This window comes from Streptomyces sp. SID5469 (assembly GCF_009862865.1).
GTDB lineage: Bacteria > Actinomycetota > Actinomycetes > Streptomycetales > Streptomycetaceae > Streptomyces > Streptomyces avermitilis.
In genome coordinates this window covers 5,371,825-5,393,913 of the sequence record NZ_WWIN01000001.1, presented here as the reverse complement: position 1 = coordinate 5,393,913, position 22,089 = coordinate 5,371,825, and the positions used below count along the sequence as shown (strand labels likewise).

The 22,089-nt window shown below is 70.9% G+C and carries 19 protein-coding genes; 9 read left to right on the top strand and 10 right to left on the bottom strand.

Annotated elements, in window-relative coordinates; all coding sequences use genetic code 11:
* Positions 1-55 precede the first annotated feature (55 nt).
* Positions 56-1,996, top strand: a complete 1,941-nt coding sequence (locus GTY58_RS23065) for an FUSC family protein (RefSeq protein ID WP_010985833.1) — start codon at positions 56-58, stop codon at positions 1,994-1,996.
* 137 nt (positions 1,997-2,133) lie between these two features.
* On the opposite strand, the gene snpA is transcribed toward GTY58_RS23065, so the two are convergent.
* Positions 2,134-2,817: a snapalysin gene (gene snpA / locus GTY58_RS23060; RefSeq protein WP_010985832.1), complete on the bottom strand. Its 684-nt coding sequence runs from the start codon at positions 2,815-2,817 to the stop codon at positions 2,134-2,136.
* Between the two features lie 207 nt (positions 2,818-3,024).
* Here snpA and GTY58_RS23055 point away from each other — a divergent pair, with 207 nt between their 5' ends.
* Positions 3,025-3,975 (top strand): LysR family transcriptional regulator, encoded by a 951-nt coding sequence (locus tag GTY58_RS23055; protein ID WP_010985831.1) that lies wholly within the window; start codon positions 3,025-3,027, stop codon positions 3,973-3,975.
* Positions 3,976-4,032: 57 nt separating this feature from the next.
* Here the strand turns inward: GTY58_RS23055 and GTY58_RS23050 are convergent, their stop codons facing one another.
* Positions 4,033-6,135 (bottom strand): PhoX family protein, encoded by a 2,103-nt coding sequence (locus GTY58_RS23050; RefSeq protein WP_010985830.1) that lies wholly within the window; start codon positions 6,133-6,135, stop codon positions 4,033-4,035.
* A 300-nt stretch (positions 6,136-6,435) separates the two neighbouring features.
* Here GTY58_RS23050 and GTY58_RS23045 point away from each other — a divergent pair, with 300 nt between their 5' ends.
* The 4 genes from GTY58_RS23045 to GTY58_RS23030 all read left to right on the top strand — a co-directional run bounded on the left by GTY58_RS23045 (position 6,436) and on the right by GTY58_RS23030 (position 11,369).
* Positions 6,436-8,184 (top strand): VWA domain-containing protein, encoded by a 1,749-nt coding sequence (locus GTY58_RS23045; RefSeq protein ID WP_010985829.1) that lies wholly within the window; start codon positions 6,436-6,438, stop codon positions 8,182-8,184.
* A gap of 206 nt (positions 8,185-8,390) precedes the next feature.
* Positions 8,391-10,115, top strand: a complete 1,725-nt coding sequence (metG, locus tag GTY58_RS23040) for a methionine--tRNA ligase (protein WP_010985828.1) — start codon at positions 8,391-8,393, stop codon at positions 10,113-10,115.
* 164 nt (positions 10,116-10,279) lie between these two features.
* On the top strand, positions 10,280-10,765 hold the full coding sequence (locus GTY58_RS23035; protein WP_010985827.1) for a hypothetical protein: 486 nt from the start codon (positions 10,280-10,282) through the stop codon (positions 10,763-10,765).
* A gap of 70 nt (positions 10,766-10,835) precedes the next feature.
* Positions 10,836-11,369, top strand: a complete 534-nt coding sequence (locus GTY58_RS23030; protein ID WP_010985826.1) for a GNAT family N-acetyltransferase — start codon at positions 10,836-10,838, stop codon at positions 11,367-11,369.
* Here GTY58_RS23030 and GTY58_RS23025 read toward each other — a convergent pair.
* From GTY58_RS23025 to GTY58_RS23015, 3 genes are read right to left on the bottom strand one after another with little or no spacing between them, the layout of a single operon-like run.
* Entirely contained in the window at positions 11,350-11,775 is a 426-nt protein-coding gene (locus GTY58_RS23025; RefSeq protein ID WP_010985825.1) for a hypothetical protein, read from the bottom strand. The two genes, GTY58_RS23030 and GTY58_RS23025, sit on opposite strands and share 20 nt — an antisense overlap.
* Positions 11,772-11,951 carry a DUF397 domain-containing protein gene (locus GTY58_RS23020; protein WP_037647769.1) on the bottom strand — a complete coding sequence of 60 codons (180 nt, stop codon included), beginning with the start codon at positions 11,949-11,951 and terminating at the stop codon, positions 11,772-11,774. The genes GTY58_RS23025 and GTY58_RS23020 overlap by 4 nt, the downstream gene beginning before the upstream one ends.
* Before the next feature lie 3 nt (positions 11,952-11,954).
* Positions 11,955-12,803 (bottom strand): helix-turn-helix transcriptional regulator, encoded by an 849-nt coding sequence (locus tag GTY58_RS23015; RefSeq protein ID WP_010985824.1) that lies wholly within the window; start codon positions 12,801-12,803, stop codon positions 11,955-11,957.
* 243 nt (positions 12,804-13,046) lie between these two features.
* On the opposite strand from GTY58_RS23015, the gene GTY58_RS23010 reads away from it, so the two are divergent.
* The gene (locus GTY58_RS23010; RefSeq protein WP_010985823.1) at positions 13,047-13,490 is read left to right on the top strand and encodes an ATP-binding protein; all 444 of its coding nucleotides are present in this window, start codon (positions 13,047-13,049) and stop codon (positions 13,488-13,490) included.
* Positions 13,491-13,570: 80 nt separating this feature from the next.
* Positions 13,571-13,897, top strand: a complete 327-nt coding sequence (locus GTY58_RS23005) for a hypothetical protein (protein WP_062804697.1) — start codon at positions 13,571-13,573, stop codon at positions 13,895-13,897.
* A 167-nt stretch (positions 13,898-14,064) separates the two neighbouring features.
* Here the strand turns inward: GTY58_RS23005 and GTY58_RS23000 are convergent, their stop codons facing one another.
* Together GTY58_RS23000 and aspS are read right to left on the bottom strand one after the other, a co-directional pair.
* Positions 14,065-15,000 carry an intradiol ring-cleavage dioxygenase gene (locus tag GTY58_RS23000; RefSeq protein WP_042493429.1) on the bottom strand — a complete coding sequence of 312 codons (936 nt, stop codon included), beginning with the start codon at positions 14,998-15,000 and terminating at the stop codon, positions 14,065-14,067.
* Between the two features lie 126 nt (positions 15,001-15,126).
* Positions 15,127-16,890: an aspartate--tRNA ligase gene (gene aspS, locus GTY58_RS22995; protein WP_010985820.1), complete on the bottom strand. Its 1,764-nt coding sequence runs from the start codon at positions 16,888-16,890 to the stop codon at positions 15,127-15,129.
* A 154-nt stretch (positions 16,891-17,044) separates the two neighbouring features.
* Here aspS and GTY58_RS22990 point away from each other — a divergent pair, with 154 nt between their 5' ends.
* Positions 17,045-19,189 carry a SpoIIE family protein phosphatase gene (locus GTY58_RS22990; RefSeq protein ID WP_010985819.1) on the top strand — a complete coding sequence of 715 codons (2,145 nt, stop codon included), beginning with the start codon at positions 17,045-17,047 and terminating at the stop codon, positions 19,187-19,189.
* A 16-nt stretch (positions 19,190-19,205) separates the two neighbouring features.
* Here GTY58_RS22990 and GTY58_RS22985 read toward each other — a convergent pair whose 3' ends face one another.
* From GTY58_RS22985 to GTY58_RS22975, 3 genes are all read right to left on the bottom strand, one after another.
* Complete coding sequence (locus GTY58_RS22985) at positions 19,206-20,249, bottom strand: AI-2E family transporter (protein WP_010985818.1); 1,044 nt, start codon at positions 20,247-20,249, stop codon at positions 19,206-19,208.
* Positions 20,250-20,438: 189 nt separating this feature from the next.
* Positions 20,439-21,410 carry a pirin family protein gene (locus GTY58_RS22980; protein WP_010985817.1) on the bottom strand — a complete coding sequence of 324 codons (972 nt, stop codon included), beginning with the start codon at positions 21,408-21,410 and terminating at the stop codon, positions 20,439-20,441.
* Between the two features lie 175 nt (positions 21,411-21,585).
* On the bottom strand, positions 21,586-22,050 hold the full coding sequence (locus tag GTY58_RS22975) for an SseB family protein (protein WP_010985816.1): 465 nt from the start codon (positions 22,048-22,050) through the stop codon (positions 21,586-21,588).
* Positions 22,051-22,089: the final 39 nt, after the last annotated feature.

The following is a 22,089-nucleotide window of genomic DNA, read 5'->3' as shown; positions in this document are numbered from 1 at the left end:
ACGGCACGGATGAGCCCCACCCGCGGGTGTGTACCCGCGGGTGTGTAATGGGGCCATGTCCCGTGCGTTCCCCGTCAGCCTCACCCCTCCCGACTGGCTGGTCAGGAACCTCCAACCGCAGCAGGCACCCGTCAACCGCTCCGCCGTCGTGCGCGCCTCCGTGGCCCTGGCCCTGCCGCTGGCGCTCGGGCTCGCTGCCGGCCGACCCGCGTACGGCGCGCTGGCCTCCATGGGCGCCCTGTCCGGGGTCATCAGCGACACCGCGGACGCGTACCGCATGCGGATACTCAACATCGCGATCCCGCAGCTCTTCGGCGCGCTCGGCGTCACGATCGGCGCACTGGCGTTCGGGCAGGGCTGGGTCACCGTCGCCGCCGTCACCGCGGTCGCGCTGGTGTCCGGGATGATCTCGTCGATCGGCGCGGTCGCCTCCGTCTCCGGTCTGCTGCTGCTCCTCAACTGCGTGATCGGCGCCGGGCTGACGTTGCCCGGCGCCTGGTGGCTGGCACCCCTGCTGATGTCCGGCGGCGGACTGCTCGTCCTCGCTCTCGCCCTGCTCACCTGGCCCCTGCGCTCGGGCGTCCCGGAACGGGCCGCGGTCGCGGAAACGTACCGAAGGGTCGCCGACCTGCTGGCCGCCTGCGCGACGGACGCGTACGACGACGCCCGGTACGCCATGACCGCCTCCCTCAACCAGTCGTACGACCTCGTGCTCGCCCGGCGCGCCCACCACCACGGCCGCAGCCCCGACCTCGTCCGGCTGCTCGCCCAGTTGAACGCCGCCACCCCGCTCGTCGAGGCCGCCCCGGCCGCCCACCAGGCCGGAAAGCGGCTCCCGGACGCGATCCCCACCGCCGTACGCCACCTCGCCGACGCCCTGGAGAGCGACTCCACCGGCCCCCTCAGGCTCAGCCTGCCCGAGCCGGAGGGGGAGACCGCCCGCGCCGTCGACCACGCCCTGCGGCACACCGCCGACGTCGTCACCGACCAGCCCACCGAGAAGGGCACCCCGCACACCGTCGACGACCTGGGCCGGCCCGCCGCCCTGCCCGTGCGAGCCGCGCGGGCCGCCCGCAACGTCGTACTGTCCGCCGCCTCCTGGCGCTACGGACTGCGCCTCGCCCTGTGCATCGGCATCGCCCAGGCCCTGGTGTCGCTCGTCGTGGTCCCGCGCTCGTACTGGGTGGCCCTCACCGTCACCTTCGTCCTGAAGCCCGACTTCGGCTCGGTCTTCTCCCGGGCGCTGCTGCGCGCGCTGGGGACGGTGGCGGGGCTCGCGGTCGCGGCCGGGGTGCTCACCCTCGTTCCGCGCGGCTGGTGGGACGTGCTGGTGATGATGCTCCTCGGCCCGCTCATCCCGGCGCTCACCCCGCGCGGCTACGGCTACCAGACCGCCGCCATCACCCCGGTGATCCTCCTCCTCTCCGACACCCTCAACCACCAGGGCACGGGCCTGCTCGTGCCGCGCCTGGTCGACTCACTGGCGGGCTGCGCGATCGCGCTCGTCGCCGGATATCTGCTGTGGCCGGAGAGCTGGCACACGCGGGTCGGGCAGCATCTCGCGAACGCGGTCGCCGACACCGCGTCCTACGTGGAGAACGCGTTCGGCGCGGGCGTCGACCCCGCCGCCCGCCCCCGGATGCGGCGCCGCCTCTACCGCGATCTGTCCGCCATCCGTACGGAGTTCCAGCGGGCGCTGACCGAACCGCCGCCCATGGGACGGCGGGCGGCCGCCTGGTGGCCGCTGGTCGTGGCCACCGAACGGATCGTGGACGCGACGACGGCGGCGCGGGTGCGGGTGAAACAGGGCGCCCCGGCCCCGACCGCCGCCGAGATCGCCCAGGTGACCCTGCAGCTGCGGGAGTTGTCGGACGGGCTGCGCGAGACGAACGTGCTCGTGGGGGTGCGTACGGACCTCACCGGGCCCGCGGACAGTGTGCTGGAGCCGCTGCGGCAGGAGGTGGCGGCGGCGCGGGCGATCACCTCGCCCCGCTGACGGGGACAGCAGGCCCGCACAACGCCGATGCGGGCCGCCCCGTGCAGGGAGACGGCCCGCACCCGTGGGGGGTGGGACAAGTGAAGGTGCGCGGTGACGCGTCGCGCGGCCGCGGTCCGCGCGGCCGCGCGAGGGGCTCAGCCCTGGCGGCCGGCCTTCTGGAGGGCCTTGTCGAGGGCCTTCGCGAAGCCGTTGACCCACAGCTGGTTCACGCGGGAGCGCTCGGCCGAGTTCGGGTAGGCGTTGGTGCAGGACGTGCCGGGGCCGCCGCCCGACATCAGCTCACTGCACGGCCCGGTGTAGTGGTCGGGAAGACCGAGCACGTGCCCGGTCTCGTGGGCGGTCACGCGGGTGGAGTCGTACTGCCGGTTCTGCGCGTAGTCGAGGAAGACATAGCCGCTGCCGTGACCGTCCGTGGAGGCGTACGAGCCACGGGAGTCGTTGCCCTCGCGGTAGCTGAAGTCGGCATTCGACGCGGAGCCCGACTGGAGCTTCACGTTCGACACCGAGCCGTTCCATATCTGGGTGCTGCGGGCTATCACGGAGCTGAACGAGGGCGCGCGGGAGGCGTCGTACACGACGGTGACGGCCGCGGCGCTTCTCGGCTGGGCGGCGCGCTTCTCGGCGACGGACTTGATGACGGCCTCGAAGAACGCCTGGTTGGCCTTGGCCTCCGCGGCCGAGCCGGTGTAGCCCGAGTACGCCGTGGCGGCGGCCGGTGCGACGGGCGCGGCCGTGGCCGGTACGGCCATGCTCAGCGAGGCGGTCGCGAGACTCAGACCGACCGCAGCCGCCGCGAGGGCGGACGTGGACATGCGCATCGATGACTCCTTGTGGGTGGGGGGTGAAGTCGTCATCGGTGAGTGTTGATGCCTGTGCGGCGGCTGTGATGATGGCAAGTGGTGATAGGACGGACGTATCCCGGCCACCGGGTCCGAGGTGGGGGCCTGAGGTGCGCCGACTCGCCTGTGTTGCATGGGGTTTGTGAGTCTGGTGAATCTTTAAGTTCCGGCTTAGGCTCCGCAGGCATGGAGCTTGAGGTCAGGCACCTCCGCGCGCTGTGCGCCATAGCGGACACCGGCAGCCTGCACCGTGCCGCCCGCCAACTCGGCGTGGCACAGCCCTCGTTGAGCACGCAGTTGCGCCGCATCGAACAGGAGCTGGGCGGCGAGCTGTTCACCCGCGAGCGCACCGGCTGCCGCCCCACCCCGCTCGGCCGGACCGTCCTGGGCCGGGCCCGCCCGCTGCTGGCCGAAATGCGCACCCTGGTCGCCGAGGCGCGGGCCGCCGCCGCGGACGAGCCCCAGCTGCGCATCGGCTCCACCGCGAGCCGCGCCCTCGCGGGCTGGCTGCGCCGCCTGCGCGTCCGTCGCGGCGAACCCCTTCTCCAGATGGACGTCTCCGCGAACGCGCTGCTCAACCTGGTCGCCGAGGGCCGCCTCGACGTCGCCTTCGTGCACGAGGTGGAGGGCTGCCCGCTGCGCGTCCCGGACGGGCTGCGGCTGCGCGTCCTGGTGGAGCGGGAGCCCCAGTTCGTCTCCCTCCCCCACGACCATCCGGCCGCCGGCCGCCCCGTCGTCCACCTCTCCGACCTGGCCGCGGACCGCTGGATGGTGGACCCGACCGTCGACGGCGAGTGGGACGCCGTGCACCGGATGCTGCGCGCGGCCGGGCTCAACCCGCGCATCCTGCACGGCGATTACCACACGGCCGCGACCCTGGTGGCCACCGGCGAGGTCGTCACGGTCTGCCAGCCGACCTCCCCGTCCCGCCCCGAGATGGCGGTCCGCCGGCTGCACGGCGACCCCCTCGGCGTACGGCTGCTGGTGGCGGCCCGCACGGAGGCGGAACTGGACGGCGTCTTCCCGGAACTGGCGGAGGCGTACTGGGAGACGGCGCGCCAGGCACCGGCATACCGCGAGTGGCTGGAACGCGTCGCGTCCCAGCCACTGGGCCCCGATGCCGTGGCCGTCTGCTAGACCCCGATGTCGCGGCCGTCCGCTAGACCCCGTAGACCCCGATGCCGCGGCCGTCCACTAGATCCCGATGTCGCAGCCGTCCGCGCGCCACACCGCGACCACGGCCGGGCGGACGATCTTCCCGGGGCCGTCGGGCCAGGTGCTCGCGGGCTTCTCGACGGACGCGCCGTCGACCTCGCCCGGGTGCTGGACGGCGACCAGCACGCGCCGGTCCTGGACGATCGGCCCACAGGTCTCGGCGCCGGTCGGCACGGTCAGGAACTGCTTCAGCTCACCGCGCCGGTCCCCCCTGGTCGCGACGCCGAACAGTCCGTCGTGGGAACCGAGCTGGTTGCCGTCGGTGGAGATCCACAGGTTGCCGTGCGGGTCGAAGGCCACGTTGTCCGGGCAGGAGATCGGGCTGACCCGGTCCTTGGGGAAGCCCGCGAAGTAGGTGGACGAGTCGGCCGGGTCGCCCGCGACGAGGAAGAGCGACCAGCCGAAGGTGAGGCTTTCGGGCCGGCTGTGGCGTTCCGTGAGTTCCAGGATGTGCCCGTGCTTGTTGGCGTTGCGCGGGTTGGCCTCGTCGGCGGGCGCGTAGCCGGTCTTGCCGCGGTTGGAGTTGTTGGTCAGCGCGACGTACACCTTGCCGGTGTGCGGCGAGGGCTGGATGTCCTCCGGGCGGTCCATCTTGGTGGCGCCCACCTTGTCGCCGGCGAGCCGGGTGAAGACGAAGACCTCCTCGGCCGTCATCCCCTCGACGTGGGACACGGCCCCGCCGGCGGTGGCGGTGGCGAGCGGGATCCAGCTGCCGCCGCCGTCGAACTCCCCGTCGCCCGGCAGCTTCCCGCTGCCGTCGATGTCGGTGGCCGGGGAGTCACCGGTCAGCTTGGCGACGTACAGCGTGCCCTCGTCGAGGAGCGAGAGGTTGTGCTCACGCGCGGAGCGGGAGGTGCCGTGGCGCATCCGCTTGCTGCCGACGAACTTGTAGAAGTAGTCGAAACGCTCGTCGTCGCCGGTGTAGACGACCGGGCGCCCGTCGTCCGTGAGCCGCACGGTCGCGGCCTCGTGCTTGAAGCGGCCGAGCGCGGTGTGCTTGCGGGGCGTGGAGGCGGGGTCGTACGGGTCGAACTCGACGACGTATCCGAAACGGTGCACCTCGTTGGGCTCCTGGGCGATGTCGAACCGCCGGTCGAACCGCTCCCACTTGCGCTCGGTGGCGCCGGTGCCGATGCCGTACCGCGTGTCGGTGGGGCGGGAGCCGTTCGCGAAGTACTGGTTGAAGTTCTCCTCGCCGTGGAGGGTCGTGCCCCAGGGGGTCGTACCGCCGGAGCAGTTGTTGAGGGTGCCGAGGACCTTGCGGCCGGTCGGGTCGGCGGACGTCCTGAGGAGGGCGGAGCCGGCGGCGGGCCCGGTGAGCCGGAACTCGGTGGTGGCGGTGACGCGCCGGTTGAGGTGGTGCCGGGTGACGGCGGTGAGCCTCCCCGTCCCGCGGTCCTCCTCCACCACGACGGCGGACAGACCGTGGGCGGCCCAGGCGACCTCGACCTGCCGGCGGGTCGGGCTGGCGGCGTCGTACCCGCGGAACATCAGGATCTCGTCGGTGTACTCGTGGTTGGCGACGAGCAGCTGCCGCCCCCGCTCGCCGGGCAGGGGCAGGAGGGCGAGGAAGTCGTTGTTGTACCCGAACTGGCCGGCCTGGGCCTCGGCGGTCTGGTTCTCCGGGTCGAAGGCCGGGGCACCGCGCAGGATGGGCTCGCCCCAGCGGATGACGACGTTCTGCCGGTAGCCGTCGGGGGTCACGACGGCGTCGGTGGTGTTGGGGGCGACGGGCGTGAACCGAAGCCCGCGCGCGCCGCGCCGGGACGAGGTGGACTGCGCGGTGGGCTGCGCGGTGGGCTGCGCCGCGTACGGGGTCCCGGTCGCGGCCTGCGCCTGCGCCTGCGGGGCCCGGGCGACCGCGGCGGTACCCGCGCCGGCGGCGACCGTGACGACGGCGGCGGCCCGCATCATCGAGCGCCGGCTGAGCGCGCCCGCGATGACATCGCCGACATATTGGTTGGCGCTGGTGTTGGGCACCTCTTGGAAGCAGGCGTCACCGCACCGGAAGCGACAGGTCAGGGCGGACCGGCCACCGGGATGCGAGGCGGGCGTTCCGATCAACGGCAGCAGTCTGCGCACTTTACTCTCCCCATACGTTCCCTTGATCTCGGCGTGACGCTATGGGGACGCGTGTGCGGGAGGAGGGCGTGCGGCTGAACGGAGGGTGAACCCGCGGGATCCGTACGGGGGTTGGCGCGGGGTGGACGCGGGATGGACGTCGGATCGGCAGGGGATTGCCGTGCGGGTCGACGTGGGTCCCGTCGTGGCCGGTTCTCGCCCGTCGGACCCACCCCAAGATCACCAGCTGTGACCGCTAACCTTACGTGTCCGTCCTGGCCAGGGATTGACGGGCTTCAACTCACGCGAAGGGTTGCGCACATGGGCATTCTTACTCTCCTGAGGAACGCGTTCGGCCGCTCACGCAAGGGTCGTGCCGCCGACGGGGAGCCCTCGCGGGAGACCACGTCGGAGCCGACCGTTCCGGCCCCGGCGGGCGAGCGGGAGGCTACCGCGGAGCCGGACCGGCCCACCGAGGCCCCGGCGGAGGTACCGGCCCAGGCGTCCGTGGTGGACGAACTGGTGTCGGCAGCGTTCGACAACGTGGCGGTCCCGAAGCCGAGGGCTACGGAGGCAACCGAAAAGGCCACGGAGGCCACGGAGGCCAAGGAAACGAAGGCCGAGGAGGCCGAGGAGCCGGAGGTCACAGAGGCCGAGGCACCGGAGGCCGAGGCACCGGAGGTTGCACCGGAGCCGACGGTCGAGCCGGAGCCGGTGGCCGAGACCACCCCTGAGCCCGAGCCGGAGCCCGAGCCGGTGGCCGAGACCACCCCCGAGCCTGAGCCGGTGGCCGAGGTGGCACCCGAGCCCGAGCCGAAGCCCGAGCCGGAGGCCGAGGTGGCACCCGAGCCGGAGCCGGTGGCCGAGACCACCCCTGAGCCCGAGCCCGAGCCGGAGCCGGCGGTCGCCGAAAAGACCGCGGAGCCCGAACCGGTCGTCGAGCCGGAGTCGGAGCCGGTGGCCGAGACGGCCCCTGAGCCCGAACCGGCGGTCGAGCCGGAGCCCGACCCCGAACCGGTGGCCGAAGCGGCCCCCGAGCCGGTAGCCGAGGTGGCCCCCGAGCCGCAGCCCGAGCCGGAGCCGGCGGTCGAACCGGAGCCGGTGGCCGAAGCGGCACCCGAGCCCGAGCCTGCGGCAGAGGCGACCTCCGAGCCCGAACCGGCGGTCGAGCCGGCCCCCGAGCCGGTAGCCGAGGTGACCCCCGAACCGCAGCCCGAGCCCGTGGCTGAGGCGACCCCCGAGCCCGAGCCGACGGTCGAAGCCACCCCCGAGCCCGAACCGGTGGCCGAAACCACCCCCGAGCCCGAGCCCGAGCCGACGGTCGCCGAAAAGACCGCGGAGCCAGAGCCGGAGCCGGTGGCCGAGCAGCCCACCCCGGAACCGTCAGCCGCCGACGGCGACCAGGCCCCACAGGGCCCCGCCACCCGCGTGAAGTCCGACGCCCCCGGCCTGCTCACCGCCTACAAGGCCGCCGCCACCACCCTCGAGAAGAACGACCTCACCGGCACCCGGGCCAAGGTCTACCTCGTCCTCGACCGCTCCGCCTCCATGCGCCCGTACTACAAGGACGGCTCCGCCCAGGCCCTCGGCGAGCAGACCCTCGCCCTCGCCGCCCACCTCGACCCCGAGGCCACGGTCCACGTCGTCTTCTTCTCGACGGAACTGGACGGCACCGGCGAGCTCACCCTCACCGAGCACGAGAACAAGATCGACGAGCTCCACACGGCCCTCGGCCGCATGGGCCGTACCAGCTACCACGCGGCCGTCGAGGCCGTGCTCGCCCACCACGAGAAGTCGGCGGACCCCAAGGCCCCCGCCCTGGTCGTCTTCCAGACGGACGGCGCCCCGGACGCCAAGACCCCGGCCACCCAGGCCCTCACGGACGCGGCCAAGAACCACCCCACCGTCTTCTTCTCCTTCGTCGCCTTCGGAGAGCACGACAACAAGGCCTTCGACTACCTCCGCAAGCTGAAGACCGGCAACACGGCCTTCTTCCACGCGGGCCCGACCCCGCGCGAACTCACGGACGCCGAGCTCTACGAGGGCGTACTGGCAGCCTGGCGCCCGTAACCCTCCGCGCGTAAGCGCGTAAGCGCGTAAGCGCGCAACGCCCCGCCCCCAACCCCCCGGCCGTACGCGGCCGAAACGCCGCCCGCTTCCCACCCCGTAAAACGGGGAGCGGGCGGCGTACCCATGTCGGCTACGATTTCAAGGTTCCAGACGACCCGAAAACCACGAGATCGTCACCCCGCGTAGCGACTTGGGAGCAGCCCGCGATGGCTCGACACCTCATCACCAGCGCCCTTCCGTACATCAACGGGATCAAGCACCTGGGCAACATGGTGGGGTCCATGCTCCCGGCGGACGTGTACTCCCGGTACCTCCGCCAGCGCGGCCACGACGTCCTGTACATCTGCGCGACGGACGAGCACGGCACGCCGGCCGAGCTGGCGGCGAAGGAGCGGGGCCTCCCGGTCGACGAGTTCTGCGCGCAGGCGCACGACGCGCAGAAGGCGGTGTACGACGGCTTCGAGCTGGCCTTCGACTACTTCGGCCGCAGCTCCAGCGAGCAGAACCGCGAGATCACCCAGCACTTCGCCCGCCGCCTGAACGAGAACGGCTTCATCGAGGAGCGCGCGATCCGCCAGGTGTACTCCCCGGCGGACGGCCGCTTCCTGCCCGACCGCTACGTGGAGGGCACCTGCCCCCACTGCGGTTACGACAAGGCCCGCGGCGACCAGTGCGAGAACTGCACGCGCGTCCTGGACCCGACCGACCTCATCAACCCCCGCTCGGCGATCTCCGGCTCGACGGACCTGGAGGTCCGGGAGACGAAGCACCTCTTCCTCCTCCAGTCGAAGCTCCAGCACGAGGTCGAGGAGTGGGTCGCCCGCCACGAGGAGGAGTGGCCGCAGCTGGCGTCCTCCATCGCCCGCAAGTGGCTGAACGAGGGGCTGCACGACCGCGCGATCACCCGTGACCTGGACTGGGGTGTCCCGGTCCCGGCCGACACCTGGCCGGAGCTGGCCGCCGAGGGCAAGGTCTTCTACGTCTGGTTCGACGCACCGATCGAGTACATCGGGGCGACGAAGGAGTGGTCGGACCTGGACCCGGAGAACCGTGACTGGAAGTCGTGGTGGTACGACGCCGACTCCGGCGAGAACCCGGTCCGCTACACGGAGTTCATGGCGAAGGACAACGTCCCCTTCCACACCGTCATGTTCCCGGCCACGGAACTCGGCGTGCGCGAGCCGTGGAAGAAGGTCGACTACGTCAAGGCGTTCAACTGGCTGACGTACTACGGCGGAAAGTTCTCCACGTCCCAGAAGCGCGGCGTCTTCACGGACCACGCGCTGGAGATCCTCCCCGCGGACTACTGGCGCTACTTCCTGATCGCCAACGCGCCGGAGTCGGACGACTCGTCGTTCACGTGGGAGCACTTCACGGCGACGGTCAACAAGGACCTGGCGGACACGCTGGGCAACTTCGTGAACCGCGTCCTGTCCTTCTCGAAGAAGCGCTTCGGCGAGGAGGTCCCCGCGGGTGCCCCGGCCGGCGAGTCGGAGACGAAGCTGGGCGAGGAGATCGCGGCCCTGCTCGCGGAGTACGAGTCGCACATGGAGACGCTCCAGTTCCGCAAGGCGGCCGCCGCCCTGCGCGCCCTGTGGTCGGCGGGCAACTCCTACCTGGAGGAGAAGGCTCCCTGGCTGGAGATCAAGACCAACCCCGAGGGCGCGGCGCTGACCCTGCGTACGGCGATGAACCTGATCCACCTCTACTCGGTGGTCTCGGAGCCCTTCATCCCCGCCTCCTCCAAGGCCATGCGCTCGGCGTTCGCGCTGAGCGAGGACACGGCGACGTGGGTGACGCAGGACGAGGCGAAGTCCCTGGACTCGGTCCCGGCGGGCACGCCGTTCACCGTCCCCCCGGTCCTCTTCGCCAAGATCACTGACGAGGACCTGGAGTCGTACAAGGAGCGCTTCGGCGGCGCACCGGAGTAAGTCCCGGCGCAGCCGCGGAAGGGCCCGGCACCGTGGGGTGCCGGGCCCTTCCGCGTCGGATGATGCCGGTTCCCTCTGTACTGTCCCGCACCGTCCCTCACCGTCCACTGGCCTGAACCTGACCCCCGTGCTGACATGCCCGCGTCCGCCCGTATGGTTTCGCCATGGCAGTACCCCACGTCATCCCGATCGCCTACCAGCCGAAGCACCGCACGGACAGCATCGGTCGCTACGCGGACGGCCAGTTCCTGGCGTCGGTCACGTACGCGTTCCCCGAGGGCTTCCGGCCGGCCGACGGCTGGGAGGAGCACAAGCGTCTCTACACGGTGCTCCACACCTTCGACGCCGAAGGCCGCTACCGCGACTCGGAGATCTGGTGTGCCGGCACCTGGGCCGAGCAGCAGCGCACCCCGGCCGGTGAGAACGGCGAGAACCCGGTCCTCGCCCGAGCCCGCGCCCACCTGGCCAAACTCCTGCGCAGCCTCCCCCGGCGCGCCTACACCGACATCGCGATACGCCCCTTCCGGCTCACGGTCGACGGCGTCCTCTTCGGCCTGCTGACGGGGGAGGACGAGGGGGAGCACTGGGCGGAGCTCTACCCGGACCGCCTCGGCTTCGGCGAGCCGTGGGACGGCCGCTACGACACCTGACCCACAGCCGACGTCACACCGGCCTCGCCCCCGATTACCCCTGCGCCGCCGCCTTCGACAAGATGGGGTCATGACCGAGATCCACACCCCTCGCCTCCTCCTCCGCCGCTGGACCGACGACGACCTCGCCCCCATGGCGGAGATCAACGCGGACCCGGAGGTCATGCGCTGGGTCGGGGACGGTTCGGTGCGCGATCTGGAGCTCACGGCCCAGGACATCGAGCGGTGGGAGGAGGAGTGGGACGAGGAAGGTCTCGGCCTCTTCGCCGTCGAACTGCTGGCCTCCGGCGAGCTGGCCGGGTTCACCGGCCTGTCCTGGTCCGAGTTCCTGCCCGACGCGCTGCCCGACGTGCAGATCGGCTGGCGGCTCGGCCGGCAGTTCTGGGGTCAGGGGTACGCCTCCGAGGCCGCCCAGGCGACGCTGGAGTTCGCCCTCCAGGACCGTGGCCTCGAACGCGTCGTCGCCGCCGTCCGGCCGGGCGACGAGGCCTCCGAGAACGTACTGCGCAAGCTCGGCATGCCCGCGGAACGCGAGATCACGCACCCCGAACACGGCTTCCCCCTGACCGTGCACGCCATCGACCTCACCGAGTACGAGGCGTAGGCGCGAGGTCCGCGACGTCCGCGACGTCCGCGGGGGGCAGCCCGCCGATATGCCCCACGGGCCTACCGCTTGCCGGGCAGACCCACACCGCCGCGCCGCCCACGACGGTCGCCGTGAGGGGGTGACCGCCCGGATGCGCCGGACAGTGCGGCCACACGGCCGGCTCGCCCTGGCCCCACAGCGCCTCCACGGCCCAGTCCTGCACCTGGTCGGCGACGGCGACGAGCAGCGCGGCCGCGGGCCTGCCGTCCGGCTCCCCGTACACGCCCTGTCCGGAGCCGTCGGGGGCGTAGAGGATGACGCCGGGATACTCCTCGTCCTCACGCACCTCCGGCTGCACGGAGCACTGCGCCCGAAGATCCCGGAGCACCACGGAGAGAGCCCCGGCGAACTCCTCACCGATCAAGGCCGCTCCGCCTGTATCCGACGGAGCAGGGCGGCCAGGCTGTCGCGGGTGACAGCTATCTGCCGAGCAGGGGCATCGCTCTCGCGCAGCAACACCGTGTCATTACTCAGGGCGAGTTCCACACACTCGTTGCCGTCCCCGCCACCGGAGAACGAAGACTTCTGCCACTGAATCACGTCTCACAGTTCCTTCGTCAATCGGTGAATGTAGTCCCGCGACTTGGCGGGCGGCAGGGCTGCCGACTCCACCCTACGGAAGAGAGTTCGCATGGCCAGCAGTTGCGCGGAGGCGTCCAGAAACACGGAGCCATACGGGGCGTCGCGCTGCACGGTGTCCAGCGCCGGCACCCGACCGCCCGCGTAGAGCATCATCGCGCCCGCCCCGGCGAAGCCGTCGACACCGAAGGGGATCACCCGCAAGCTGACGTTGGGGCGCTCCGACTGGCTGAGCAGCTCATCGAGTTGAGCGACGGCCACTCGGCGGTCGGCGACTCGCGTACGTAGTACGGACTCGTGTATCACCGCCTCGTAGGGGACGGTCCTCTCCGAGAGAACCAGCTTGCGGCGCATACGGTGCCTCACACGCAAATCCAGTTCGTCCACAGGGAGTTCCGGGACGACATAGGCGAAGACCGCGCGTGCGTACTCCTGGGTCTGAAGCAGGCCAGGCACATGCACAGTGCCGACCACCCGCATGAAGGTGGCATGGTGCTCCAGCTCCGCCAGATCCTGGAAGACGGGTGGCAGCACGTCCCGGTACTCCTCCCACCACCCGCGCGTACGGTCCGTCGCCATCTCCACCAGGGCGTCGACCAACTCCATGTCGGCAGAGGCGTACTGCACCCCGAGCTTGCGTACGCGTTCCCCGCTGACTCCGGCGTTGCCCGCTTCGATCTGGCTCATCTGCGCCGGGTTCGTCCCCAGCAGCGCTGCCGCCTGCCGGGAGGTCAGACCCGCAGCATCCCGCAATTTGCGCAGCTCAGCACCTAGGCGGACTTGGCGAGCAGTCGGTTGAATCCTCGCGGGCACTCCGCCTCCCCTTCCCGAACAACACTGTCCCCACACAGGGTTGGTCACCCCGATCGGGTGTCAGATTACGCGAACGACTTGCAGGGGCGAAACATTTAGCCCTACCGTCGGTGACGCGACGCACACGCTGCGGAACCCGGGGACCCGGAAGCGCACCGCACCGTCATGCCATGACGGGCGCGACACTGCCACCGCCCGCCAACCGCCGCTCTCCTTCACTCCCCTCCCTGACCAGGAGTCCGCATGCCCGAAAACGGCGAACCGGCCGACGCCCCGGCCGACGCACCGTGGGAGTACACCCTCTCCATCCCCAACGATCCTCGCGCCGTCACGATCTGCCGCCGCACCCTCCGCCTGATCCTCGCCCTCCACGGTCTGCCCCATCTCACGGAGTCCGCCGAACTCGTGGCCACCGAGCTCGTCGCCAACGCCGTCCAGCACACCAAGGGGCCGGCGGCCATACGGCTCCGCTGGGCGAACCGCGTCCTGCGCATCGGCGTATGGGACGCGGACCCCACCCCACCGACCCCGGCTCCGACTCCGGCAACAGCACTCGCAGAGTCCGGCCGCGGCCTGGCTCTCGTACAGGGATGTGCGAACGGCTGGGGCTGGTACCACCTGGGCAGGTCCCACGTCCCGGGTGGCACAGGCAAGTTCATCTGGTGCGAACTGACCACCGCGGCGTGAACGTTCCTTCCCCACCCGAAAGGGTGATCCCATCCCGTCGCCCGGACCTCCGGTCCAAGATCCCCCTAGGTTCCGCCACAGTGCTGGAAGTCGGCCTGGAGAACGCTCCGGCCAGGAAGAAGTGGAGAGAGCTGATGGCGGTCATCACCAACTTCCCGGGCCGGGGAACTTCCATCGAGGAGACGTACCTGGGGGGCAAGGCCGACGGCAAAGCTGAAGGCAAGGCCGAAGGCGTCCTGCGTGTGCTGAAGAGGCGCGGCATCCCGGTCCCGGACGAAGTCCGTCAGCGTGTTTCCGACTGCGCCGACCCCGACACGCTGGACCGCTGGCTCGACCAGGCCGTCACGGTCAGCGACGCGGAAGACCTGTTCGCCGAGGATCCGAAGGACGTCCCGGACCAGGCCTGACCGACCTCGACACCCTCGGCCACCGGCTCGGCCGAGCCGTCACCGCCGGCACGGCAGACGACCTGTTCGCGGCGGAGCCGGCCGCCCCTGCCTGACCCGGTACGGCAGCCCGAAGGGCCCGGAACTCCGGCCTCCTGGAGTTCCGGGCCCTTCACCACCCAAGTACCTCAGCCGGCGGACGCCGACGCGCTCGGCGGCGTGTCCGTGCTGTCGTGCGTCTCGTCCGGGGCCACGCCCAGCGTCAGGTGGGCGCGGACGCCCTTCGCGATGTGCCTCTTGTTGTACTTGAGGTACAGCAAGCCGCCCGCGTGCCCGTTGTCCGGGTAGATGGTGTCCTCGTCGAGGGTCGTGCGGGTGGCCGCGTTCGTGGAGTACGGAGCCACTTCCGCCGACGCCAGCACCGACTTCTCGTCGAAGAACAGCTGGCCCGTGTGGCAGGTGTGCCCGCCCTCGTAACCCGCGTCCGTCCAGGTGCCGTCGACGTGCACCTTCACGTGGATGTGCACGCAACGGCCCTGGTACCAGCCCGGGAAGACCGTCCTGAACGTGACATAGCCATGCTTGTCCGTCTTCCAGGTGCCCCGGAGGTAGCGCTCGTCGTCCGTCGGCTCGGCGTGACCGCCACCGCCGCCGCCCGGGCCGCCGGTCGGGGGCTCGCCGGTCGGGGTGCCGGTGGGGGCTCCCGTCGGCGGCGGGTTTCCACCGCCGCCACCGCCGTTGCCGCTCGACTCGTAGCCCGAGTAGACGCCCAACGCGCTGCAGTGCCAGATGTCCACGGCCGCGTTCCGCAGCGGCTTGCAGGTGTCCGCGTCGATCACCTTGAGGGTGAGGGTCAGCGGAATGCCCTCCTCGTCCTCGGTGACGTCCTGGCGGATCTTGTCGGCGTCGATGTAGTAAGGGCCCTCGGTGGTCTCCGAGGTGAGGGTGTAACACGTCTCGGAGCCCGACGAAGAGGAGACGTCGGAGGTCGCCTCGTCCGCGAAGGCGTTGACGGCCAGTCCGCCGCCCACGCCCACGGCCGCGATGGCCGCGCCACCGGTCACGACGACCTTACGTCGCGTCAGATCCCGTTTGTTTACCTGTCCTTCGGGGGTCTCAGTCATGAGGGGGGAGGCTACGAAGGTCACCTGTCAGCGACGTAAGTAAGACCTGTGATTTCACATGTACACGCAAAAGTGGCTCGAAACCGGCGTCGGTTCCGAGCCACCCTCACAGGACGGACTTCAGGACTACTTCGGCTGCGGCTTCCGTACCGAAAGGTGCAGCTCGCGCAGGCGGGTCTCGTCCAGCTCCGTCGGCGCGCCCATCATCAGGTCCTGGGCGTTGCCGTTGAGCGGGAAGGCGATCGTCTCGCGGATGTTCGGCTCGTCGGCCAGCAGCATGACGATGCGGTCCACGCCCGGGGCGATGCCGCCGTGCGGCGGGGCGCCGAAGCGGAACGCGCGGAGCATGCCCGCGAACTGCTCCTCGACGGTGTCCCGGTCGTAGCCCGCGATCTCGAAGGCCTTGAGCATGATCTCGGGCTCGTGGTTCCGGATCGCGCCGGAGGACAGCTCGACACCGTTGCAGACGATGTCGTACTGCCAGCCGAGGATGTCCAGCGGGTCCTGGGTCTCCAGGGCCTCCAGACCGCCCTGCGGCATCGAGAACGGGTTGTGCGAGAAGTCGATCTTCCCGGTGTCCTCGTCCTTCTCGTACATCGGGAAGTCGACGATCCAGCAGAACCGGAAGACGTTCTCCTCGAAGTTGCCCGAGCGCTTCGCGGCCTCGACCCGCACCGCGCCCATGATCTTCGAGACCTCGTCGAACTCGCCCGCGCCGAAGAAGACGGCGTGGCCGGGGGCCAGGGAGAGGCGCTTGGTCAGCTCGGCGACGTTCTCCTCGGTGAGGAACTTGGCGATCGGGCCGGTCAGCGAACCGTCCTCGCCGACGCGCACCCAGGCCAGGCCCTTCGCGCCCTGCTCGACCGCGTAGTCACCGAGACCGTCGAAGAACTTCCGCGTCTGACCGGACACGTCCGGCACCGGCAGCGCGCGTACGTGCTTGCCGGCGAACGCCTTGAACTCCGAGCCCTCGAAGATGTCGGTGATGTCGACGAGCTCCAGCTGGGCCCGCAGGTCCGGCTTGTCCGAGCCGTACTTCAGCATCGCCTCGCGGAACGGGATGCGCGGGAAGGGAGAGGTGACGTGACGGCCACCACCGAACTCCTCGAACAGCTCCGTCATCAGCTTCTCGATCGGCTGGAAGACGTCCTCCTGCTCGACGAAGGACATCTCCACGTCGAGCTGGTAGAACTCGCCCGGCGACCGGTCCGCGCGCGCGTCCTCGTCGCGGAAACAGGGCGCGATCTGGAAGTAGCGGTCGAAGCCGGAGATCATCAGCAGCTGCTTGAACTGCTGCGGGGCCTGCGGCAGGGCGTAGAACTTGCCCGGGTGCAGCCGGGAGGGCACCACGAAGTCGCGCGCGCCCTCGGGGGAGGTGGCGCTGAGGATCGGGGTCGCCATCTCGTTGAAGCCCAGCGCCGTCATCTTGTGACGGATCGCGGAGATCACGGCCGTACGCAGCAGGATGTTGCGGTGCATACGCTCGCGGCGCAGGTCGAGGAAGCGGTACTCCAGGCGCCGCTCCTCGTTGACCCCGTCCTCGGCGTTGATCGTGAACGGGAGCGGGGCGGCCGCGCCGAGCAGCTCGACCTCGCTCACCTCGACCTCGATCTCGCCGGTCGGCAGGTCCGGGTTCACGTTCTCCGTGCCGCGCGAGACGACCTTGCCGTCGACGCGGACCGTCGACTCCTTGGAGACCTTGTCGAGGGCCTCGTAGGCGGGGGTGCCGGGGCGGGCGACGAGCTGCGTGATGCCGTAGTGGTCGCGCAGATCGATGAAGAGGATGCCACCCAGGTCTCGGCGATTGTGCAGCCAGCCGCTCAGCCGGACGTCGCTGCCGACGTCAGAGGCGCGGAGCTCGCCGCAGGTGTGGGACCTGTACCGATGCATCGTCGTTCATCCAGTCTTCGCGGATCGGGGGCTGTTTCACGTGAAACTTCACCCCAGGGTACCGGCCACGCAGGATCGCCTCCCCGCCATTTGTGCCGTGCGGGCCTGTCCGCTTCGGTGGCAGCTCCCGATCCCCTCTCCATACAGTGGGGCCATGCGCACTGGTGAGCCCCTGCCCGCCGTGGGGGACGTGCTGACCGCCCTCGCGACCGGACTGTGGCGTTGGGACGACGCCGCCGGACTGGTCACCGTGGACGCCGAGGCCGCTCGGCTCCTCGGTCTGCCCCCCGAGCCGACGACGCTCACCCAGGCCGGCGTCCGCGCCCGTTTCCACCCCGTCGACTGGAACGAGGTCGACGGCGTCGTCCAGCTCGCCGTCGCCGAGGGCACCCTCGCCGAGGTGCGGATGCGGATCATGGACGAGCACGGCCGGGTGATCCGTACCGTACGCAGCCGCTCCAAGCCGTCGACCGACCCCACGACCGGGGCGTACGAGCTGGTCGGCACCCTTCAGGAGGTCACCGAGCCCCCGCCGGGCACCGCCGCGCGCACCCCGGTCACCGGCGACTGGCGGCGCTCGCGCGAGGCGTTCCTGCTGGATGCGGGGCGGGCGCTGGCCGAGGCGCGGTCCACGGCGGAGGTGCTGCGGGTCGCGGCGGGCCTGTCGATGCCGGGGTTCTCACCGGACGGGCTCGCGGTCTTCGGCGCGGAGGGCGACCGGCTCACCGTCATAGGCCACCACGGGCAGGCGCCGGGTGACGAGAACCCGTTTCTGAACATGCCGCTGGACACGGACTACCCGGCCGCGGAGGTCGTGCGCACCGGACGCGCCGTCTACCTCTCCTCCCAGGCCGACTACAAGGCCCGCTACCCGGCGTCCTGGCCGCTCGCCCAGCACTTCGACCGGCAGTCGTGGGCGTTCCTGCCCCTCACGGTCGCGGGGCGCACGCTGGGCGCGTGGATGGCGGCGTTCGCCTACCCCGTCACCTTCACACCGGACGAGCGTTCCGTCCTCACCACCGTGGCCCGGATGCTCGCGCAGGCCCTGTCGCGGGCGGGCGCCGCCGAGTCGGAGCGGGAGCTTACGGACGGGCTCCAGCGGTCGATGCTGCCGACGCTGGGCCCGGAGATACCCGGGATGGCGGTCGCCGCGCGCTATGTACCGACCGGCGGCGGACTCCAGGTCGGCGGCGACTGGTACGACATGATCCCGCTGCCCGGCGGCAGCCGCTTCGCGCTGGTCATCGGCGACGTCCAGGGACACGACGTACGCGCGGCGGGCCTCATGGGCCAGCTCCGCATAGCCCTGCGCGCGTACGCCTCCGAGGGCCACCGCCCGGACGCGGTCCTCTCGCGCGCCTCGCGGTTCCTGTACGGGATGACGTATGCCGATGACGGCGACGCGGGCGCCGACATGCGCTTCGCGACCTGTCTGTACGTCGAGGTGGACCCGGCGACCGGCGCCCTCGAGATCGCCCGCGCCGGGCACCCGGACCCCGCGATCCGCATGTCCGACGGGACGGTGCTCACCCGCTCCACCGCGGGCGGGCTGCCGCTGGGCATCGACCCGGACGCGGACTATCCGACGACGCGGCTCGTCCTGGAGCCCGGCGAGACGATGCTGATCTGCACGGACGGGCTGATCGAGACCGGCGGGCACGACCTGGAGACCGGCTGGCGGCGGATCCGGCGGATCCTCGAGGAGCACGACGGCGACATGGAGGAGCTGGCCGACGCGCTGGTCCAGGCCGTGCACGGGCCCTCCTCGCACCACGCCACCGGGCCGCTGACGGACCGGCGCGAGGACGACATCGCCGTACTGCTGCTGTGCCGGGCGGGGGACCGGCTCGGCCTCGGCCAGCCGGACACCCTGCTGCCGAGCGTGCGCCGCACCATGCTGACCGTCGCCCAGGCCGAGCCCGAGCGGGTCGCGAGCGCCCGGCAGCAGCTGCGCGAGCTCCTGCACGACTGGGCCTCCGAGGACCAGGTCGACTCGGCGGTGCTGCTGGTCTCCGAGATGCTCACGAACGTGCTCGTGCACACGGACGCCGAAGCGCTCCTGACGGCCGAGGTGACCGGCGAGAAGAAGGAACGGCGGATACGCGTGGAGGTCACCGACGCGAGCGACGACCTCCCGCACCGACGGCAGCCCGGCGAGCTGGCCTCCTCCGGGCGGGGGCTGATGCTCGTGGAACTGCTCGCGGACACCTGGGGCGTGGACCCGCGGGGCGAAGGCAAGAGCATCTGGTTCGAACTGCACGAACCGCCCGCCGAGTCCTACGAGACCTACGCGACCTAGGGCTGGACGCCCGGATCTATGGCTGGGGGGTGTCCGCCGCGTACCGCGCACGAAGTTCGTGCACGACCGCGAACGCGGCCGCCGTCAGGGGTACGGCGAGCAGCATGCCGAGGATCCCGGCGACCGAGGCCCCTCCCGTGATGGTGAGCATCACCACCGCCGGATGCATCTGCACGGTCCGGCTCTGGATCGCCGGCTGGAGCACATGCCCTTCCAGAACCTGCACCGCGGCGACCACCCCGAGCGCCCACAGCGCGATGACGAACCCCCGGTCGGCGAGGGCCACCAGCACCGCCAGCGCGCCGGAGATGAAGGCGCCGAGGTAGGGGATGTACGCGCCGACGAAGACCAGCGCGCCGAGGCCGACCGCGCCCGGCACGCCGAGGATCAGCAGCCCGACGGTGATGCACACGGCGTCGATGAACGCGATGAGCGTCGTGCCGCGCATAAAGCCCTCGACGGCCTCGAAGGCCCGCCGGGCCATCGCCTCGACGGTGTCGGCGGTGCCGCCCGGGGCGAGCGACCGCAGCAGCCCGGCGGCCCGGTGGGAGTCGCGCAGGAAGAAGAACACGAGCAGCAGGGCCAGTACGGCCATGGCGATGCTCTCGCCGACGACACTGACGCCGCTGATGACGTTGGAGGCGGCCGTCCCGCCGAACTTGGTGAGAAGTTCCTTCGCGTTGGAGGCCAGGTCGTCCAGCGAGGTCCCGGCGGCCCCGAAGTGGGCGGCGACGGACTGCGCCGCCCGCTTGAGCGAGGCGACGATCTCGTCGCCGGTGTCGAGGAGCGCGGCGACGACGATGTACACGGCGCCGCCGACGACGGCCACGACCGCGACACAGGTGATGCCGGCGGCCAGCGACCGGTTCACGCCGACCCTGACGAGCCTGCGGTGGAGGGGCCCGAGGAGCGCGGTCCCCAGCAGCGCGAGCAGCACGGGTACGACGGCGGTGCGCAACTCCCCGCACAGCTGGACCCCGACCCACCCGACCCCGGCGACGAGCAGGATGACGGCACACCAGGCCGCCAGCCGCCGGGCGCCTTCGGGGAGTAGCTGCACACCTGCACCCCATCACCCCCGGGGCGCGCCGTCCTGCCGGAACGGCCCACCCGGGTGACGAGGCGTCAGCCACAGCCGAGAGGGGAGCCGGGGCACTGGCCGCCCCGGCTCCCCTCTCAAGGCCCTTACGGCCCTCAAGGCCCTCAGGGTTCTACAAGCTCTTACAAGCTCTTATCGCCCTTACAGCCCTTACAGCCCGCCCTCGGCCATCCCGTGCACCGCCGGGATCGTGCCGAGGCGGCCCTTCTGGAAGTCCTCCACGGCCTGCTGGAGCTCCTCGCGGGTGTTCATGACGAACGGCCCGTAGTGCGCCATCGGCTCGCGGATCGGCTGACCGCCCAGGAGGACGACCTCGAGGTCCGGCGTGTTCGCGTCCTGCTTCTCGTCCGCGCGGACCGTGATCGACGAGCCCGCGCCGAAGACGGCCGTCTGACCGGTGTGCACCGGACGGCGGTCCGTACCGACGCTGCCGCGCCCGGCGAGGACGTACGCCAGACCGTTGAAGTCCTCGCGCCACGGGAGGGTGACCTCCGCGCCGGGCGCCACCGTGGCGTGCACCAGGGAGATCGGCGTGTGCGTGATGCCGGGGCCCTGGTGACCGTCGAGCTCACCGGCGATGACGCGCAGCAGCGCGCCGCCGTCGGGGGTGCTCAGCAGCTGGACCTGACCACCACGGATGTCCTGGTAGCGCGGGGCCATCATCTTGTCCTTGGCGGGCAGGTTGACCCAGAGCTGGATGCCGTGGAAGAGGCCGCCCGACATGACGAGGGACTCCGGCGGCGCCTCGATGTGCAAAAGGCCCGAGCCGGCGGTCATCCACTGGGTGTCACCGTTGGTGATGGTGCCACCGCCACCGTTGGAGTCCTGGTGGTCGAAGATGCCGTCGAGGATGTAGGTCACGGTCTCGAAGCCGCGGTGCGGGTGCCAGGGGGTGCCCTTGGGCTCGCCCGGCGCGTACTCCACCTCGCCCATCTGGTCCATCATGATGAACGGGTCGAGGTGGCGGTAGTTGATCCCGGCGAACGCACGGCGAACCGGGAACCCCTCGCCCTCGAAGCCGCTCGGCGCGGTCGTCACGGCGAGTACGGGACGAGCCACGGCGTCGGCCGACGCGACCACGCGGGGCAGGGTCAGCGGGTTCTCGACGGTCACTGCAGGCATGTCGGTACCTCCTTGTGCTTCGAGTTTAGTTGACTGTTGAACTTTCTGCCACCCACAACGACGGACGCCCGGAGGGAATTCCCTCCGGGCGTCCGGTGACTGAAGGTGTCTGAAGATAACTGAAGGTGGCTGAAGGTGGCTGAAGCAAGCCCTAGCCGTAGATCTAGCCGTACATCTAGCCGTACATACGGCGCATGGCGAAGTCGACCATCTGCTCGACCGCCTTGGCGTCGAACACCATCCGGTGCTCGCCCTCCATGTCGAGCACGAACCCGTACCCGGTCGGCAGCAGGTCGATCACCTCGGCACCGGTGATCACGAAGTACTTGGACTCCTTGCCCGCGTACCGGCGCAGCTCCTTGAGCGAGGTGAACATCGGGATCACGGGCTGCTGGGTGTTGTGCAGCGCGAGGAAGCCGGGGTTGTCGCCGCGCGGGCAGTACACCTTCGAGGCCGAGAAGACCTGCTGGAAGTCCTCGGCGGACATGGAGCCCGTGGTGAAGGCGCGGACCGCGTCCGCGAGCGACGGCGGCGACGGCTCGGGGTACAGCGGCGCCTGCTGCCCGTAACCGCCGGGCATCTGCTGCTGCGGCGGGATGTAGCCCTGCTGGGCACCCGCGCTCTGCTCGTAGCCGTACATGCGTCAAAGACTAGTGGGCCACATATGAGCCGTGAGGGC